Source organism: Rhizobium deserti, from assembly GCF_004358025.1.
Lineage (GTDB): Bacteria > Pseudomonadota > Alphaproteobacteria > Rhizobiales > Rhizobiaceae > Neorhizobium > Neorhizobium deserti.
The window spans coordinates 328185-345167 of the sequence record NZ_SMTL01000003.1; the positions used below are offsets into that span (position 1 = coordinate 328185).

The window sequence follows — 16983 nt, forward strand, 5'->3', positions numbered from 1 at the left end:
CGAAACGCTCCTGCTTGAAAAAGCAAGATCCAAGAAGGGCCGCACACCGCGGTATTAAATAAATGAAGCGTACCTACCAACCGTCCAAGCTTGTTCGCAAGCGCCGCCACGGTTTCCGTGCCCGCATGGCCACCACTGGCGGCCGCAAGGTTCTTGCTGCACGCCGCGCACGCGGCCGCGCTCGTCTCTCGGCCTAATGCCGGGATGCCCGAGACAACCGGGCTATGATGAACGGGAAGAACATCGACAAGACTGTCGGGCGACTTAAAAGTCGGCCGCAGTTTCTTGCCGTGCGCAAAGGCGAAAGCCGCCGCGGCCGGACCTTCCTTCTGGAGGTCCTTGACCGACACCAGCCGGACGAGCCTCCGCGGGTCGGATTCACCGTAACAAAGAAGCATGGCAACGCTGTGGAACGCAACCGCATGCGCCGTCGGCTCAGGGCGGCGGTGAAGCAGTCTGCCGCAATTGCAATGAAGAACGGACACGACTATGTCATTGTCGCGCGGCGGGACGTGCTGACGGCGCCGTTCGCAGAGATGACGGCCCAGCTCATCGCACGCATTGAAGGCAAGCCTAAAACGAGGGGATCCGAGGAGCCCCGTTCCAGGAAAGCATGATGGAAAAAAACCGTAATTACTTCATCGCGATCGCGCTTTCGGTGGTGATCGTCCTTGCCTGGCAGTTCCTCTACATGAACCCGCGGATGGAAGCCCAACAGCGCGCCGAGGAAGCCCGGCAGGCGCTGCAGCAGCAGCCAGCACAGAACTTTACGCCCGAGAGCCCAGGTGCCGCAACAACGACCGGCGACCTGCCCGGCGCGACCGGCCAGGCACAGGCGACCGCAACCCGCGACCAGTCTCTGGCAAAGTCTCCACGCGTTGAAATTGACACGCCTGCGCTTTCGGGCTCAATCAATCTCGTTGGTGCGCGCTTCGACGATCTCAAGCTTCGCGAATATCACGAGACTGTGGACGACAAGAGCCCGATCATCACGCTCTTTTCACCTGCCGATACGAAGGACGGCTATTTCACAGAACTCGGCTATGTCGGCAGCGAGACGAGCGGCTCGGCACCGGGCCCCGGCACGCAGTGGACGCTGGCAAGTGGACAGAAGCTGACCCAGACGACGCCGGTCACCTTGTCGTTCACCAACGACAAGGGCTTGGTCTTCACCCGCACCCTGACCGTCGATGAACATTACATGATCACGGTTGCCGACAAGATCGACAACCCGACAGGTGCGCCCGTCACGCTTTCCTCCTACGGCCGCGTGACCCGCAACAATAAGCCGGTAACGCCTTCTGTGTGGGTCATCCACGAAGGATTTCTTGGCGTCCTCGGCAAGGATGGAAGCCTCAGCGAGCACACCTATTCGAGCATTGAAGAGGAAGCCGTCTCGAACGACAAGGCGGCCGGAGGATGGCTCGGCATCACCGATAAGTACTGGGCGACGACCATCGTGCCGCCGCAGTCGACGCCCTACGAGTCCCGCTTCACCCATTTCACCGACGGACAGCCGCGCTACCAGGCCGACTATAAAGCCGATCCGCTGACCATTCAGCCGGCCCAGTCGGCTGAATTGAAGAACCTGGTTTTTGCCGGTGCCAAGGAAGTCCCGCTGGTCGACCGTTATGTGGAAGAATATTCAATTCCGCATTTCGACCTGGTGATCGACTGGGGCTGGTTCTATTTCATCACCAAGCCGATGTTCATGCTGATGGACTTCTTTTTCCGTCACGTCGGCAATTTCGGCGTCGCCATTCTTCTGACCACGGTTGTGGTGAAGCTGCTCTTCTTCCCGCTGGCCAGCAAGCAATATGCTTCGATGGCCAACATGAAGCGCATGCAGCCGAAGATGGAAGAACTGAAGGCCAAGCATGGCGACGACCGCATGGCACTGCAGCAGGCGATGATGCAGCTCTACAAGGAAGAGAAGATCAATCCGATCGCCGGGTGCTGGCCGGTTGTCCTGCAGATCCCGATCTTCTTCTCGCTCTACAAGGTCATCTATACGACGATCGAAATGCGGCACGCGCCCTTCTTCGGCTGGATTCAGGACCTTTCGGCTCCCGACCCGACCTCGCTCTTCAACCTGTTCGGCCTCCTGCCTTATGACGTGCCGCATTTCCTGATCATCGGCGTATGGCCGATCGTCATGGGCATTACCATGTTCCTGCAGATGCGCATGAACCCGACACCGCCGGACCCGACCCAGGCGATGATCTTCACCTGGATGCCGCTGGTCTTCACATACATGCTGGCCTCTTTCCCGGCCGGTCTTGTGATCTATTGGGCCTGGAACAACACACTCTCGGTGGCACAGCAGGCACTTATCATGAAGCGGCACGGCGCCAAGATCGAGCTTTTCGGCAATCTTAGATCGCTGTTCAAACGAAAGCCGGCTGAGTCCAAATAAAGACTTCAAAACCCCGGCTTGTCCGGGGTTTTTCATGACGGGCTTGAGGATGACGGTGAAAGCTTGACATCTTGGGCTAAAACACGGAATCCGTCTGCTTGAACGAAGACAGGACCGCCATACCAATGCCCGCAGACCGGAACATGGACGACAAGCCGCTTTTCGGGCGCCCGTGGATCTTCATCCGGGGCGTGCCCTCGATGAAATTCTTGCCTCCGGAAGGTCCGCTGGAAGTCGCCTTTGCGGGCCGCTCGAATGTCGGCAAGTCTTCCCTGATCAATGCGCTCGTGGCTCACAAGGGCTTGGCTCGTACGTCCAATACGCCGGGCCGCACGCAGGAGCTCAATTATTTCGTGCCGGACGGCTATTCCGGTGAAGGCGCCGATCTTCCGCCGATGGCGCTAGTGGATATGCCCGGTTACGGCTATGCACAGGCTCCGAAGGAGAACGTGGATGCCTGGACGAAGCTCGTCTTCGACTATCTGCGCGGCCGCGCGACGCTGAAGCGCGTCTATGTGCTGATCGACAGCCGCCACGGCATCAAGAAGAATGACGAGGATGTGCTCGATCTTCTCGATAAGGCTGCCGTCTCCTATCAAGTCGTGCTGACCAAGACCGACAAGATCAAGGAGCCAGCCGTGCCGAAGCTGGTGGAAGAAACGGTGGAGAAGATCCGCAAGCGCCCGGCCGCGTATCCGGTTGTTCTCTCGACCTCGTCGGAAAAGGGCAAGGGTCTGGATGAACTTCGTCAGGCCATTTTAGAGGCCGTTGGTCGGCAGGCCTGATCTAGCTGCCTCCCCAAATGCCAAAGCCGGCCGCCCATGGGAGCGACCGGCCTTTTCTCATGTCATGCCTGGAAAGGCGCTGCCGATTACATCTTCGGCAGCAGCACCTTGTCGACCACGTGAATGACGCCGTTCGACTGCTTGACATCGGCAATGGTCACATTGGCGACATTGCCCATCTCGTCGGTCAGGGTGATCTTGCCCATGCTTTCCTTGGCCTTCAGGACGCAGCCGCCGACGGTCTTGACGTCATGCGTGCCCTTGTCGTCCTTGATCATCTTTTCGATGGCCGTCGACATGGCATTGGCGGCAACCACGTGGCAGGTCAGCACCTTGGTCAGCTGCGCCTTGTTTTCCGGCTTCAGCAGCGTATCGACAGTGCCCTTCGGCAGAGCTGCGAAGGCTTCATTGGTCGGCGCGAAGACAGTGAACGGGCCCTTGCCCTGCAGCGTCTCGACCAGGCCGGCAGCCTTGACGGCGGCAACCAGGGTCGTGTGGTCCTTCGAGTTGAGAGCATTCTCGACGATGTTCTTGTCTTCATACATGGCCGCGCCGCCAACTTTCGGATTAGCTGCATGGGCGGCAAAGGCGGCAGATGAGACAACGGTAGCGATGGTGAATGTACGGAGTGCGGATTTCAACATAGTGGTTTCCTCTTCCTCTCTTAGGAACTTATTGCCCGGCGCAGAGCGCGCCTTCCAAAGGCTTGGTGCTCCGACAGCATCGGAGACAGGACAAGGGACGGGTGCCGGACGCAAAGAGTTTCAGGCGCCTGAAGAAATCGGGACAGAAAACTCCAAGCCTCTGCTTCCGCTCGTTTATTTGTTCCATCATCCACAGCGGCAAGAACCGCCTGCATTAGGCGGCGACGGTGGCGACATCCGAGGCTTGTATATTCTGCAGCACAAATCTTCCCGGCGGATTGTTTCTTCTGTCAAAAACATGCGCTAAAAGGCGCCACTTATTCTTCAGGGGTTTTCGATGACGGTTTCCGAGAGCGAGCTTCAGGCCAAGCTTCTGGCACAGGCGCTGCCTTACATGCAGCGCTACGAGAACAAGACGATCGTCGTGAAATATGGTGGCCATGCCATGGGCGATTCCGAACTTGGCAAGGCCTTTGCCGCCGATATCGCGCTTCTGAAGCAATCCGGCGTCAACCCCATCGTCGTACACGGCGGCGGCCCGCAGATCGGTGCCATGCTCACCAAGATGGGTATTGAATCGAAGTTCGAGGGTGGCCTGCGCGTCACCGACGCCAAGACCGTCGAGATCGTTGAAATGGTGCTGGCAGGCTCCATCAACAAGGAGATCGTCGCGCTCATCAACCAGACCGGTGAATGGGCGATCGGGCTTTGCGGCAAGGACGGCAACATGGTGTTTGCCGAAAAAGCCAAGAAGACGATCATCGATCCGGACAGCAATATCGAACGCGTCCTCGATCTCGGCTTTGTCGGCGAAGTCGTGGAGGTCGACCGGACCTTGCTCGACCTGCTGGCAAAATCGGAGATGATCCCGGTCATTGCGCCGGTAGCACCGGGCCGCGACGGCGCGACCTACAACATCAATGCCGACACATTTGCGGGAGCGATCGCTGGAGCGCTGCACGCGACGCGTCTGCTATTCCTCACCGACGTGCCGGGCGTCCTCGACAAGAACAAGCAGCTCATCAAGGAGCTGACGGTCGCCGAAGCGCTCGCGCTCATCAAGGACGGCACGATTTCCGGCGGGATGATCCCCAAGGTCGAGACCTGCATCGATGCCATCAAGGCGGGCGTACAGGGCGTAGTCATCCTCAACGGCAAGACCGCTCACTCGGTGCTGCTGGAAATCTTCACGGAACACGGCGCCGGGACGCTGATCGTGCCCTGAGGCCTAGCGGCGTGGCTGCGGCAGCGCTGTCGGGCTAGGAGAAGATTACGCCCAGGATTCCGCAGAGGATCAGCAGGCAGCCGCACAGCTCCAGCCGGTTCACCCGCTCATGGAAAAGGAAGTAGGAGGCCATGAAGGTGAAGACCAGTTCGATCTGGCCGAGCGCCCGGACATAGGCCACCTGCTGCAGGGCCATTGCCGTGAACCAGCCGGCCGAGCCAAGCACGCCGGCAAGCCCGACCAATGAGGAGGAGCGCCAGCTGCGCAGGACCTCGAAAATTTCCGTCTTGTCCTTCCAGAACATCCAGACCAGCATGAACATGGTCTGGAAGCTGGTGACGCAGGCCAGCGTCACCGCCGCCTGCATGACCGGCCCGGGGCCTTCCAGCGAAAGAGCCGCGCTTCTATAGGCAACGGCCGAAACGCCGAACACCGCGCCCGATGCGATGCCGATCAGGGCCGTGCGCCCTGTCAGCGCAACGAGCAGGTTGCGCCAGGAAAGCGGCAGCTTCGCCATAGAGATCAGCATGACGCCGATGACGCCAACGATGATGGCTGCCACCGAACCCGGGCTGAGTTTCTCGCCAAGAAGCACGAAGCCGAAGATGGCTGCCTGCACCGGCTCGGTCTTGGAATAGGCCGTCCCAACGGCGAAGTTCCGCAGGGAGAACAGGTAGACAAGCATCATGGTTGCGAAGATCTGCGCCAGGCCGCCGACGACCGACCAGAGCGCAAAGCTCCAGTTGAGATTGGGAAAGCTGTACCCGCCCAGGTGATGAAGGCAGAGCACGTATAGGATAGCAATCGGAAAGCCGTAGCCGAAGCGAACGAAGCTCGCGCCGCGCGTGCCAAGCCTGCCCTGCAGGTGTTTCTGCAAGGCAGAGCGAAGGTTTTGCATGAACGCAGCGGCTATGGTGATCGGGATCCAGAGTTCCATCCGGCCGCCGTATCACGTCCCGAAAGAAGCCGCCAAGGCCGGATTCAACCTCAACCGTCCGCCTTTTCGATTTTATTCGACCAAAGAGCCGTGCATAAGATGCGGCATGAACACAATGCCGAAGACATCGCCAAACGCCGCCGATTTCGCTTATGTCCGTGACTGGGTATTCGATCTCGACAACACGCTCTATCCTCATCACATCAATCTGTTCGGGCAGATCGACAAGAACATGACGGCCTATGTGCAGGCGCTGCTGCAGGTCGAGCCGGAAGAGGCGAGAGCCCTGCAGAAGCAGTATTATCACGAACATGGCACGACGCTGCAGGGCCTGATGCTGCACCACGGCATCGATCCGGACGGCTTTCTGGAGCAGGCGCATGCCATCGACTATTCTGCGCTGCTGCCCGATCCGGCACTGGGAGAGGCCATCAAGTCGCTGCCCGGCCGCAAGTTCATCTTCACCAATGGCAGCGTGCCGCATGCCCAGGCTGCCGCCCGGGCGCTCGGCATACTGGATCACTTCGATGACGTCTTCGATATCGTCGCGGCCGGCTATCTGCCCAAACCTGCCGGCGCCACCTATGACAAGTTCGCGAGCCTGCACAGGATCGACACCGGCCGCGCCGCCATGTTCGAGGACCTGCCACGCAATCTGAAAGTGCCAAAAGCGCTGGGCATGCGCACGGTTCTTCTAGTTCCGCGCAATCTGGACACCGTTCATTTGGAGAGTTGGGAGCAGCCGACGGCGGAAGACGATCACATCGATTATGTGACCGACGACCTTGCCGGCTTCCTTTCCGCGATCGTGCCGGCTTAGGCCCCTGCCTTACCAAAAGTTCACCCACATTACCGATGTTTAAGTGGTTCTAGCCGGTTGCCAGCCTTACCTTCAGGCTATCGAACAACCGGAAAGGACGCCCCATGAACGTCAAGAAGATCGCGATCGCAACGCTCGGTGCCGCCTTGCTGGCCGGTGCTTCGCTGCCAGCGCTCGCCGCACCGGATCATCATGGCCGCGGCGGCCCCGAAGGCCGCGGACGCGGCATGATGCAGGACCTCACTTTCGTCCGCCTGCTGAAGATGGCCGATACCAACAAGGACGCCAAAATCTCCAAGGAGGAGGTGACGGCCTGGCAGGACCAGCTGTTTGCGCAGATCGACGCCAACAAGGACGGCACGCTGACACGCGGCGAGCTGATCGACTTCCGCGCCGCCAAGATGGATGAGTTCCGCAAGAACAATCCGCCGCCGGAGCAGGTCGATGACGAGGATGACCGTCGCGGCCCGCCCATGGACGACGAGGATGATGACGATCGTGCGGACAGGGATCGCCCCGGCCACCACCATGGATGGCGTGATGACAACCGGGACGACCGTCGCGGCGGTCGGGACCGCCACGAAGGCATGGGGCACCGCGCAGGCATGATGAGCCGTGGCTTGTTCCGAATGATCGACGAGGATCGCGACGGCAAGATCACCAAGGCGGAAGCGGTTGCCGCCTCCGACAAGCTGTTCGCCCGCATGGACATCAACAAGGACAACCAGATTACCATCGACGACCTGCCGGACCGCCCCCTCTAGTTCACCGCCCCCTCCGAACTAGTTCCGACAGTCGTCAAATGGACCCGCTCCCTTCCGCAAGGGGGCGGGTTCATGCTTTTGAGTTCAGGATGTTTGGCGAATTTCAGTCGGCCCAACCGAGCGTATACCGAGCACTAAACGTGCTGCGAAAGCCTGGCATCGACGTCCCTCGCAAGCGGGATGGACGGCTGGGCACCGCGCTTCAAGCAGGCCAATGATCCCGCCATGGCCGATCGCTTTAGCGCATCCTCGAAGGCAAGACCCTGATCGAGGCTGGCTGCCAGATAGCCGCAGAAAGTATCCCCTGCCCCGACCGTATCCACCGGCTGGATCGGAAGGCTGGCCGCGAGAAGGATCCGGCCTTCATGGGCAGCGATCACGCCATCGGCTCCAAGCGTCACCACGAATGTCTGGCGCGTGCGGGCGTGAAGCTCTTGCAGCACTGCCTTGCGCGTCGCGTCATCCTTGACCTCGCAGCCGGCCAGAAGTTCGAACTCCGTTTCGTTGGCAACGACGATATCCGCCAGTGCCGCCAGTTGCACCGCCTCTGCCGTCAAGGGCGCAGTATTGATGACGGTCCTGACACCGCGAGCACGGGCAGACCGCAGTGCGGCTTCGACCGCGCCCGGCGGCACTTCCAGCTGCAGCATCAGGATATCGCCGGCCGACATGGCGCTGACCGCTGCCCGGGCCACCGCTTCATCCACCGTTCCATTGGCGCCCGGCACGACGGCGATCATGTTCTCGCCCGTGCCGCCGACAAGGATCAGCGCTGTGCCGGTCGGCTCTGAGGCGACCGTTGCGACGCCTGAAAGATCCACGCCGGCTTCGCCAAGAAGCGCCAGCGCCGGCTCCGCAAACGCGTCGCTGCCGACTGCGCCGACCATATGCACCGCATTTCCAGCACGCCGTGCCGCCAATGCCTGGTTGGCGCCCTTGCCACCGGCTGCCGTCGAGAAAGTTGAGCCCGGAACAGTCTCGCCCGGCTGGGGCAGGCGATCCGTCGTAGCGATGAGGTCCATGTTGATGGAGCCGAAGACGGTGATCATGGTGCTGCCTGCCTGCTTGTGTCCGTTGGCGTGACACTGCCCGACAGGATCACTCCTCGTCAACCACCCGAAGCTTCAGAAGTCCGGTCCGGCTTTCCACCGACTTGGCGCTTTGCTGCGACGCCTCCGGGCGTGCATCGCCGGCTGGAACCTCCAGTTCCAGGGCCTCGATCTTGGCGCCGCGACGATTGAGCTTGTCGCTGGAGATGAGGATCTGCTCCACGTCCTTCTGCGCCGTCAGAAAATGGGACTGAAGTTTCCGTGTGCGCTCGTCCAGACGGCCGAGGTCATCCATCAGCAGCGCCACCTCGTTCTGGATCAGATGCGCCTGCTCGCGCATGCGCTGGTCCTTGAGCACCGCCTGAATGACCTGGATGGACAGCATGAGGAGCGAGGGGGAGACGATGACGATGCGGGAACGCTGTGCCTTCTGCACCACCGCCTCGAAATGCTCGTGGATTTCGGCAAAGATGGATTCCGACGGCACGAACAGGAAAGCCATGTCCTGGGTTTCGCCCGCAATCAGGTATTTGTCCGAGACATCGCGGATATGAACTTCCAGGTCGCGGCGAAATTGCTGGGCAGCCGCGCGGCGCGCTTCCGGCGCCGCAGCCTCACGAAAGGCATTCCATGCTTCAAGTGGAAATTTGGCATCGATTACCAGAGGCGGGGCACCGTTCGGCATCCTCACTGTACAATCGGGCCGGTTACCGTTCGATAGCGTCGTCTGAAATCCGTAGGCACCGAGAGGCAAACCGTCCGCGACGATTGTCTCCATCCGGCCCTGGCCAAAGGCACCGCGTGTCTGCTTGTTGGAAAGGATGGCCTGTAGCCCCACAAGATCCTTTGCAAGCGTCTGGATATTGTTCTGCGCCGTGTCGATCACCGCCAGCCGCTCCTGCAACTGCCTGAGGTTCTCGTGGGTGGATTTGGTCTGCTCAGTAATGGTCGCGCCGAGGCGATGGGTCATTCCATCAAGCCGCTGGCTGACCGTCTGGTTGAGCTCCGATTGACGGGTCGACAGGCTTTCCCCCATCAGCGAAAGACGGCCCTGCATGTCGGCCTGCATCCTGATCAGCTCCAGGAGACGAGCCTCCGAATCGGCCGTCCGCCGCTCTACCTCCGCCTGACGCCGGCGGCTGCGGGATGTAAACACGATCGCGACGATGACGATCACCAGGACCGCCGCCAGAAGAGCCACGGCGGCACGGGGACCACCTGCGGTCACTAAGGTAAGCAAGGCTGCAGCTTCGTTCATGACCACAGCCTAGCAGAAATCGGCCGATTGCAAAGATCAAAACGTGAACATCTCGTCCTTATGGCAAGGAAATCATGTTCCATCGGTGAAAAAGATCGGCTATGGGAGGGCCATGACGATCAAGCCCCTTATTATTCTTCCCGATCCGCTGCTGCGGCAGGTCTCCGTGCCAATCGAAAAAGTGGATTCCGAGCTTCTGGCGCTTGCCGACGACATGCTCGAAACCATGTATGATGCGCCGGGCATCGGTTTGGCTGCCATCCAGATCGGGGTGCCGCGCCGCCTGCTCGTGGTCGACATTGCACGCGAAGGCGAAGAAAAGAACCCGCAGATCTTCATCAATCCGGAAATCGTCAAGTCGTCCGACGAGCTTTCGGTTTATGAGGAAGGCTGCCTTTCCATTCCGGAATATTATGCCGAAGTGGAGCGCCCAGCGGCGGTCACGGTTAGGCATATCGGCCGCGACGGAAAAGAGCATCTGATCGAGGCGGACGGATTGCTGGCCACCTGCCTGCAGCATGAGATGGATCACCTGAACGGCGTCCTGTTCATCGACCATATTTCCCGGCTGAAGCGGGAGATGGTGATCAAGAAATTCACCAAGGCGGCCAAAGCCAAGGTGGTTTAGGCGCCGCTTCCGCCACTCAGACCCCAGTTGAAGGCGCGTCGGCAAGGACGTGGGACCCGCATGGCTCTTCGCATCATCTTCATGGGCACGCCTGAATTTTCGGTGCCGACCCTGCAGAGCCTGAAACAGGCGGGTCATGATATCGTCGCGGTTTATACCCAACCGCCTCGCCCGGGTGGACGCCGGGGCCTTGACCTTGTAAAATCGTCCGTCCATCAGGCAGCGGAACTGCTTGGCATACCGGTCCTGACCCCGCTCAACTTCAAGGCCGAAGAAGACCGCCAGACATTTGCGGACTTCAAGGCCGATGTCGCCGTGGTCGTGGCCTATGGGCTGCTGCTTCCCGAAGCGATCCTCAACGGCACGAGGCTCGGCTGCTACAATGGCCATGCTTCGCTTCTGCCGCGCTGGCGCGGGGCCGCCCCCATCCAGCGCGCTATCATGGCTGGCGACGAGAAGACCGGCATGATGGTCATGCAGATGGAAAAGGGCCTGGATACCGGCCCCGTTGCCCTGACCCGTGAAGTGCAGATCGGCGAAGCGATGACGGCAGGCGAGTTGCACGACCGGCTGATGCTGGCCGGTGCCCGCGCCATGGTGGAAGCCATGGCCAAGCTCGAAGCGGGCGACCTGCCGCTGACGCCGCAGCCCGACGAGGGCGTGCTTTATGCCGCCAAGATCGACAAGCGCGAGACCCGCATCGACTTCTCCAGGCCGGCCAGGGAGGTGCATAACCACATCCGCGGGCTTTCGCCTTTTCCCGGCGCCTGGTTCGAAGCTCCTGTCAACGGCAGGCTTGAGCGGGTCAAGATGCTCGCATCAGAAGTGGCCAGGGACGTCGGCATGGGCTCGGGCGAGGCCGGAACCGTGCTGGATGATCAGCTGACCGTTGCATGCGGCGATGGTGCTGTGCGGCTGCTGAGGCTGCAGAGGGCCGGCGGCAAGCCTTTGGCTGCCGCAGATTTCCTGCGCGGCACCCCCCTGCCCGCGGGCACAAGGATTGCCTGATGCCGCGGTTCCGAATGAAGGTCGAATATGACGGCACGCCCTATGTCGGCTGGCAGCGACAGAAGAACGGCCACTCGGTGCAGACCGCGCTGCAGAACGCCGTCCTTTCGCTGACCGGCGAAACTGTGGTGATCCGGGGCGCAGGCCGTACCGACTCCGGCGTGCATGCGATGGGTCAGATCACCCATGTGGATCTGTCCCGCGACTGGCAGCCCGACAAGCTGCGCAATGCCGTCAACGCCTACCTGATGACGGCAGGGGAGAAGGTCTCGGTCATCGAGGTTCTGGCGGTCGACGATGCATTCGATGCCCGCTTCTCGGCCGTCCGCCGCCATTATCTCTACCGCATCCTCAACCGCCCCTCGCCGCTGGCGCTGGAGGCGAAGCGGGCTTGGTGGGTGACGCGCGATCTCGACCACGAGGTCATGCATGCGGCGGCGCAGACATTGATCGGACGTCATGACTTCACGACGTTCCGCTCGATCCACTGCCAGGCGGCGAGCCCCATCCGTACGCTGGACCGGCTGGACGTCACCCGCACCGCCCACCTCATCGAGATCCGCGCTACTGCGCAGAGTTTCCTGCACAACCAGATCCGCTCCTTCGCCGGCACCCTGAAGCTGGCAGGCCAGGGCAAGATGACGCCCGAAGACGTCCGTGCTGCGCTGGAGGCGCGCGACCGCAAGGCCTGCGGCCCGGTGGCGCCGCCGGAGGGGTTGTATTTCATGCAGGTGGATTATCCAGGCGACCCATGAGCAGAACTCAGTAGGGGGCGACGCCGAGAAAGTCCTGGAGCAGGTCGGACAGCAAAAGCCCGGGCACGAAGAGTACCAGAACCAGCGTCGTCACCATCAAAGGCTGTGGGCCGCAGATCAGACGCAGTATCCGCGAAACCGATGCCACAGTTGCAAACAAAAGAAGCACCTGAAAGATCGCCACGATGCCCGCCAGGCTGGGCAAGGCGAGCGCAAAGAGTGTGAGGATCGCATAGGCATAGGACAAGGGGACGGAAAGCCAGTTGGCCGTCACCACAATTGCCGGAAACTTGCGTGCAATGTTCATCAGCATGCAGACCACGGCGATGAAGATCAGCGGCACGATCCAGTTGATCGCCTCGATCAATGCCAGCCGCAGGAAGAAGGGGAGCCCGGCTTTCGTGCCCGGCGGCGATGCTTCAAGGAAAGACAGCCGGATCCAGTTCCAGGCTACGAACATGGCCGGCAGGCACCAAAGAAAGGCCCAGAAGGACCGCGTCATGCCACGCTGCGAGACGTCCAGCAGACGGAAGCCCTGCGCATCGCCTTTCAGGAGCAGCCAGAGGCCGTCCAGATAAAATCTGACTTCAAGATAGGAGGGCATTATCGAACCAGCGGGAGAGGAATGTCCCGTAGATTTGGGTCAGCGTCTCCAGATCGGCAAGGGCAACCCGCTCGTCCACCATATGCATGGTTTGTCCCACGAGGCCGAATTCCACGACCGAACAATAATCCTTGATGAAACGCGCGTCGGACGTCCCGCCGGTGGTCGACAGCGCCGGGCTCCGGCCCGTGACCTCTTCGACCGCGGCGGCCAGGGAGGCAATCAGGCCGTTGTTGCGCGTCAGGAAGACATGGCTCGGCCGCTCCGCCCAAAGGACTTCGTAGCGCACAGGATCGCGATCGGGGCGCAAGGCGCCTGCTGCCGCTGCTTCGTCCAGCCGCCTGACGATTTCTGCCTTCACCGTATCGGCGGTCCAGGTGTCGTTGAAGCGGATGTTGAAGGCGAAAGCCGCCTTGGCGGGAATGACATTGGTTGCCGGATTGCCGACATCGATGGAAGTAACCTCCAGATTGGAGGCCGGAAATTCCGGCGTGCCTCCGTCGAAGGGCGGATCCATCAATGCTGCGGCGAGCGGCAGAAGGCCGCGCACCGGATTGTCGGCGAGATGCGGATAAGCGGCATGCCCCTGTACGCCGAAGGCAGTGACCTTGCCGGAAACGGAGCCGCGCCGACCGATCTTGATCATGTCGCCGAGAAGATCCGGATTGGTCGGCTCACCGACCAGGCAGGCATCCCAGCGCTCGCCCCTGCCTGCGGCCCAGGCCAGCAGCTTTTCAGTCCCGTTGATGGCCGGACCTTCTTCGTCACCGGTAATCAGAAATGAGATAGAGCCCTTCGGGGGGCCGTGCTTTTCGACATGGCGAGCGACCGCTGCGACGAAGCAGGCAATGCCGCCCTTCATATCCACCGCGCCGCGGCCGAACATCTCGCCCGCCTCTATATCGGCGGCAAAGGGTGGATGGCTCCAGGCAGCTTCGTCTCCCGGCGGCACCACATCCGTATGGCCGGCAAACATCAGATGCGGACCTTCCGTGCCGAGACGGGCATAAAGGTTCTCGATATCCGGCATTCCCGGCTCGCTTGCCACCATCCGCTCCACCCGAAAGCCGAGCGGCTTCAGCATGGCCTCGAGCGCGGAAAGAGCCCCGCCCTCGGCCGGCGTCACCGAAGGGCAGCGAATGAGGCTCTGGAGGTTTCCAACGGGATCGGATGCGGACATTTCAGATCAATCGCGCAGAAGCTCGTTGATGCCAGTCTTGGAGCGGGTCTTTTCGTCGACGCGCTTGACGATCACCGCGCAATAAAGGTTGGGTGCAGGCATACCGTTCGCCATGGTGGCATTGCCGGCCGACGGCATCGAGCCGGCGACGACGACCGAATAGGGCGGCACTTCGCCGTAGCTGATCTCACCCGTGGCGCGATCGACGATCTTGGTCGACTTGCCGATGAAGACGCCCATGCCCAGTACCGAGCCTTCGCGAATAATGCAGCCTTCGACGACTTCGGAGCGAGCGCCGATGAAGCAATTGTCCTCGATGATCGTCGGGCCGGCCTGCATCGGTTCCAGCACGCCGCCAATGCCGACGCCGCCCGACAGATGGACGTGGCTGCCGATCTGGGCGCAGGAGCCGACGGTGGCCCAGGTATCGACCATGGTCCCTTCGCCCACATAGGCGCCGAGATTGACGAAGGATGGCATGAGGATGGCATTCGGCGCGATATAGGCCGAGCGGCGCACGACGGCATTCGGAACAGCACGGAAACCTGCAGCGCGGAACTCGCTCTCGCCCCAGTTCTCGAACTTGGACGGCACCTTGTCCCACCAGGTGGATTTGCCCGGTCCATGCTTGACGACTTCCATGTCGTTGAGGCGGAAGGAAAGCAGCACGGCCTTCTTCAGCCACTGATGCACGGTCCAGCTGCCGTCTTCGCCGCGCGTCGCGACGCGAGCCTTGCCGCTATCGAGCAAGGTCAGCGCTTCTTCCACCGCGTCGCGGATCTCCCCCGTGGTTGAAACCGTTACGCTGTCGCGGTTTTCGAAAGCGGTCTCGATGATCTTTTCAAGGGAGGAGAAGTCGGGGCTGCTCATGGGAAATCCTTAAACGACGCTCGGTATCGTGATGCACTGGGTGCGTCGTGATGCAACGGGTGGCTTTGTCGATGGTCAAATGATGACATTTGCTCTAAGCGAGCGCCACTCAAGCGTCAACGTGAATTGGCATTAATGGCGTCAGCGCCAGAGGGATCATGCATGGCAAAGGTGAAAAACGACGGACCGCGGCGCAAGGACGGGGTTTGGGACCCGTTGAAGGACAACAAGTCCGACAAGCATGCCGCTGCAGGGCAGCCGAGGACGCCTCAGACGGAATCGCCCTCCTATCGTCTTGCCTATGTGGACGACGACTTTCTCGGACGGGAAGAATTACGGCCGGTCCGGCTGCAGCTCGAGCTGACCAAGGCGGAAATGATGCTCGCCGAACGCGGTATCAAGTCGACCGTCGTGCTGTTCGGCGGCGCCCGCATTCCAGCACCCGGTCAGGCTCCCTGGGCGGCGCGCAATGAAACGCAGCGCAACAACCTGCAGGCCGCTTCCGTGTTCTACGAAGAGGCGCGCAAGTTCGCCGCCCTCTGCGGCACGCATTCGGCGACCTATAATCATCAGGAATATGTGGTCGTGACCGGCGGGGGTCCGGGCGTCATGGAAGCCGGAAATCGCGGCGCGGCGGACGCGGGTGCGCCCAGCATTGGCCTCAATATCATGCTGCCGCACGAGCAGGCGCCGAACATCTACGTGACGCCGGAGCTCAGCTTCAACTTCCATTATTTCGCGATTCGCAAGATGCATTTCATGATGCGCGCCAAGGCGGTCGCCGTGTTTCCAGGTGGGTTCGGCACGCTGGACGAAATGTTCGAGGCGCTGACGCTAATCCAGACGAAGCGCATGGAGCGCATCCCGCTGATCCTGTTCAGCGAGGCCTTCTGGCGCGGCATTATCAATTTCGATGCCTTGGCGGAGTTCGGGACCATCGCTCCGGAAGACCTTGACCTGATCAGCTTTGTCGAGACTGCCGATCAGGCCTGGAAGATCATCACCGACTTCTACGAGCGCTGACGCCAACGCCACTGGAGGTTTGTGAGAGCGTTCTTCCTAAAGCCTTGCCACCCGCTCGGTCAAAAGGTCGAAGAAACCGTCGGCGTCGACATGGCGCATGACCTTGGCATTCGGCTGCCGGCCTGATACCCGCCACCAGTCGACCACGGTCATGCCCACCGTCAGCTCCGAACCGGTCTCGATCTCGACATTGCAGTCGCGGCCCGAGAAAAGCTCTGGCTTCAGAAGATAAGCGATGACCGAAGGATCGTGCAGCGGCCCGCCATCCGATCCGTATTTCTCGATGTCGAAGCGCTCGAAAAAGGCCAGCCATTCGACCAGCACCTGGGCCGGACGTGTTCCGATCGCGGCGATCTTGGCGACGCGCGCCTTGGTCGTCAGCAGCTGATGCGTGACGTCGAGCGGCATCATGACGATTGGGATGCCGGACGCGAAAACGGCCTTGGCGGCATCCGGATCCACATAAATGTTGAATTCGGCAGCCGGCGTTATGTTGCCGCCTTCAAAGAAGCCGCCGCCCATCATCACCAGTTCCTTGGCTCGACCGGCGATGTCCGGCGCCCTGGCGAAGGCTGTGGCGATATTCGTCAGCGGTCCGAGCGTGCAAAGCGTCACCGTGCCGGCAGGTTCGCGGCGCAGGGTCTCGATGATGAAGTCGATGGCATTCTGCGCTTGGGCAGCCATTGTCGGCTCGGGCAGTTCCGCGCCATCGAGACCGGTGCGCCCATGGACGTGCTCGGCCGTCACCTGGGGACGATTGAGGGGCTTCAGCGCGCCTTCATAAACCTTGGTATCCGACCGGCCACAGAGCTCGCAGACGATCCGCAGGTTGCGGCTCGTGAAGGACAGCGGAACATTGCCTGCAACGGCGCAAAGACCGAGAACTTCCAACTCGTCAGGGCTGCCGAAGGCGAGCATGATTGCCGCCGCATCGTCCTGGCCCGGATCGGTATCGATGATGATCTTTCTGCGTTCCATCTCGCCCCCCTTGTTTGAAGCGGGTTGTTGGACATGGTC

General features: G+C 61.0%; 19 protein-coding genes. 11 read left to right on the plus strand and 8 right to left on the minus strand.

Annotated elements, in window-relative coordinates; all coding sequences use genetic code 11:
- Nucleotides 1-62 precede the first annotated feature (62 nt).
- The 4 genes from rpmH to yihA all read left to right on the plus strand — a co-directional run bounded on the left by rpmH (nt 63) and on the right by yihA (nt 3201).
- Nucleotides 63-197, plus strand: coding sequence for a 50S ribosomal protein L34 (gene rpmH, locus E2F50_RS13650; RefSeq protein WP_133316713.1), 135 nt, complete (start codon nt 63-65; stop codon nt 195-197).
- 30 nt (nt 198-227) lie between these two features.
- Nucleotides 228-617, plus strand: a complete 390-nt coding sequence (gene rnpA, locus E2F50_RS13655) for a ribonuclease P protein component (RefSeq protein WP_133317109.1) — start codon at nt 228-230, stop codon at nt 615-617.
- Entirely contained in the window at nt 617-2416 is a 1800-nt protein-coding gene (yidC, locus tag E2F50_RS13660; RefSeq protein WP_133316714.1) for a membrane protein insertase YidC, read from the plus strand. The genes rnpA and yidC overlap by 1 nt, the downstream gene beginning before the upstream one ends.
- 125 nt (nt 2417-2541) lie before the next feature.
- The gene (gene yihA, locus E2F50_RS13665) at nt 2542-3201 is read left to right on the plus strand and encodes a ribosome biogenesis GTP-binding protein YihA/YsxC (RefSeq protein ID WP_202615465.1); all 660 of its coding nucleotides are present in this window, start codon (nt 2542-2544) and stop codon (nt 3199-3201) included.
- A gap of 86 nt (nt 3202-3287) precedes the next feature.
- Here yihA and E2F50_RS13670 read toward each other — a convergent pair whose 3' ends face one another.
- A complete protein-coding gene (locus tag E2F50_RS13670) occupies nt 3288-3845 on the minus strand; it encodes a fasciclin domain-containing protein (RefSeq protein ID WP_133316715.1) in 558 nt (185 codons plus the stop codon).
- Between the two features lie 337 nt (nt 3846-4182).
- Here E2F50_RS13670 and argB point away from each other — a divergent pair, with 337 nt between their 5' ends.
- Nucleotides 4183-5070: an acetylglutamate kinase gene (gene argB, locus E2F50_RS13675; RefSeq protein WP_133316716.1), complete on the plus strand. Its 888-nt coding sequence runs from the start codon at nt 4183-4185 to the stop codon at nt 5068-5070.
- A 34-nt stretch (nt 5071-5104) separates the two neighbouring features.
- On the opposite strand, the gene E2F50_RS13680 is transcribed toward argB, so the two are convergent.
- Entirely contained in the window at nt 5105-6007 is a 903-nt protein-coding gene (locus E2F50_RS13680; RefSeq protein ID WP_133316717.1) for a DMT family transporter, read from the minus strand.
- A gap of 106 nt (nt 6008-6113) precedes the next feature.
- Between E2F50_RS13680 and E2F50_RS13685 the strand changes: the two genes are divergently transcribed.
- Both E2F50_RS13685 and E2F50_RS13690 read left to right on the plus strand, forming a co-directional pair.
- Entirely contained in the window at nt 6114-6827 is a 714-nt protein-coding gene (locus E2F50_RS13685) for a pyrimidine 5'-nucleotidase (RefSeq protein WP_133316718.1), read from the plus strand.
- Nucleotides 6828-6931: 104 nt separating this feature from the next.
- Nucleotides 6932-7591: an EF-hand domain-containing protein gene (locus tag E2F50_RS13690; protein ID WP_133316719.1), complete on the plus strand. Its 660-nt coding sequence runs from the start codon at nt 6932-6934 to the stop codon at nt 7589-7591.
- A 134-nt stretch (nt 7592-7725) separates the two neighbouring features.
- Here E2F50_RS13690 and E2F50_RS13695 read toward each other — a convergent pair whose 3' ends face one another.
- Both E2F50_RS13695 and E2F50_RS13700 read right to left on the minus strand, forming a co-directional pair.
- Complete coding sequence (locus tag E2F50_RS13695) at nt 7726-8640, minus strand: ribokinase (RefSeq protein WP_133316720.1); 915 nt, start codon at nt 8638-8640, stop codon at nt 7726-7728.
- Nucleotides 8641-8689: 49 nt separating this feature from the next.
- Nucleotides 8690-9898 (minus strand): DNA recombination protein RmuC, encoded by a 1209-nt coding sequence (locus E2F50_RS13700; protein WP_133316721.1) that lies wholly within the window; start codon nt 9896-9898, stop codon nt 8690-8692.
- 112 nt (nt 9899-10010) lie between these two features.
- Here E2F50_RS13700 and def point away from each other — a divergent pair, with 112 nt between their 5' ends.
- The 3 genes from def to truA are packed head-to-tail and all read left to right on the plus strand — an operon-like array spanning nt 10011 to nt 12289.
- Complete coding sequence (gene def / locus E2F50_RS13705; protein ID WP_133316722.1) at nt 10011-10526, plus strand: peptide deformylase; 516 nt, start codon at nt 10011-10013, stop codon at nt 10524-10526.
- 60 nt (nt 10527-10586) lie between these two features.
- The gene (gene fmt, locus E2F50_RS13710) at nt 10587-11534 is read left to right on the plus strand and encodes a methionyl-tRNA formyltransferase (protein WP_133316723.1); all 948 of its coding nucleotides are present in this window, start codon (nt 10587-10589) and stop codon (nt 11532-11534) included.
- Nucleotides 11534-12289 carry a tRNA pseudouridine(38-40) synthase TruA gene (truA, locus tag E2F50_RS13715; RefSeq protein ID WP_133316724.1) on the plus strand — a complete coding sequence of 252 codons (756 nt, stop codon included), beginning with the start codon at nt 11534-11536 and terminating at the stop codon, nt 12287-12289. Before fmt ends, truA begins: the two co-directional genes overlap by 1 nt.
- A 7-nt stretch (nt 12290-12296) precedes the next feature.
- Here truA and E2F50_RS13720 read toward each other — a convergent pair whose 3' ends face one another.
- From E2F50_RS13720 to dapD, 3 genes are read right to left on the minus strand one after another with little or no spacing between them, the layout of a single operon-like run.
- A complete protein-coding gene (locus tag E2F50_RS13720) occupies nt 12297-12893 on the minus strand; it encodes a hypothetical protein (RefSeq protein WP_133316725.1) in 597 nt (198 codons plus the stop codon).
- Nucleotides 12877-14073, minus strand: coding sequence for a succinyl-diaminopimelate desuccinylase (dapE, locus tag E2F50_RS13725; RefSeq protein ID WP_133316726.1), 1197 nt, complete (start codon nt 14071-14073; stop codon nt 12877-12879). The genes E2F50_RS13720 and dapE overlap by 17 nt, the downstream gene beginning before the upstream one ends.
- 6 nt (nt 14074-14079) lie before the next feature.
- Nucleotides 14080-14943 carry a 2,3,4,5-tetrahydropyridine-2,6-dicarboxylate N-succinyltransferase gene (gene dapD, locus E2F50_RS13730; protein WP_133316727.1) on the minus strand — a complete coding sequence of 288 codons (864 nt, stop codon included), beginning with the start codon at nt 14941-14943 and terminating at the stop codon, nt 14080-14082.
- A gap of 162 nt (nt 14944-15105) precedes the next feature.
- Between dapD and E2F50_RS13735 the strand changes: the two genes are divergently transcribed.
- Nucleotides 15106-15966, plus strand: a complete 861-nt coding sequence (locus tag E2F50_RS13735; protein ID WP_133316728.1) for an LOG family protein — start codon at nt 15106-15108, stop codon at nt 15964-15966.
- 36 nt (nt 15967-16002) lie between these two features.
- Here E2F50_RS13735 and E2F50_RS13740 read toward each other — a convergent pair whose 3' ends face one another.
- A complete protein-coding gene (locus tag E2F50_RS13740; protein WP_133316729.1) occupies nt 16003-16944 on the minus strand; it encodes a nucleoside hydrolase in 942 nt (313 codons plus the stop codon).
- Nucleotides 16945-16983 lie beyond the last annotated feature (39 nt).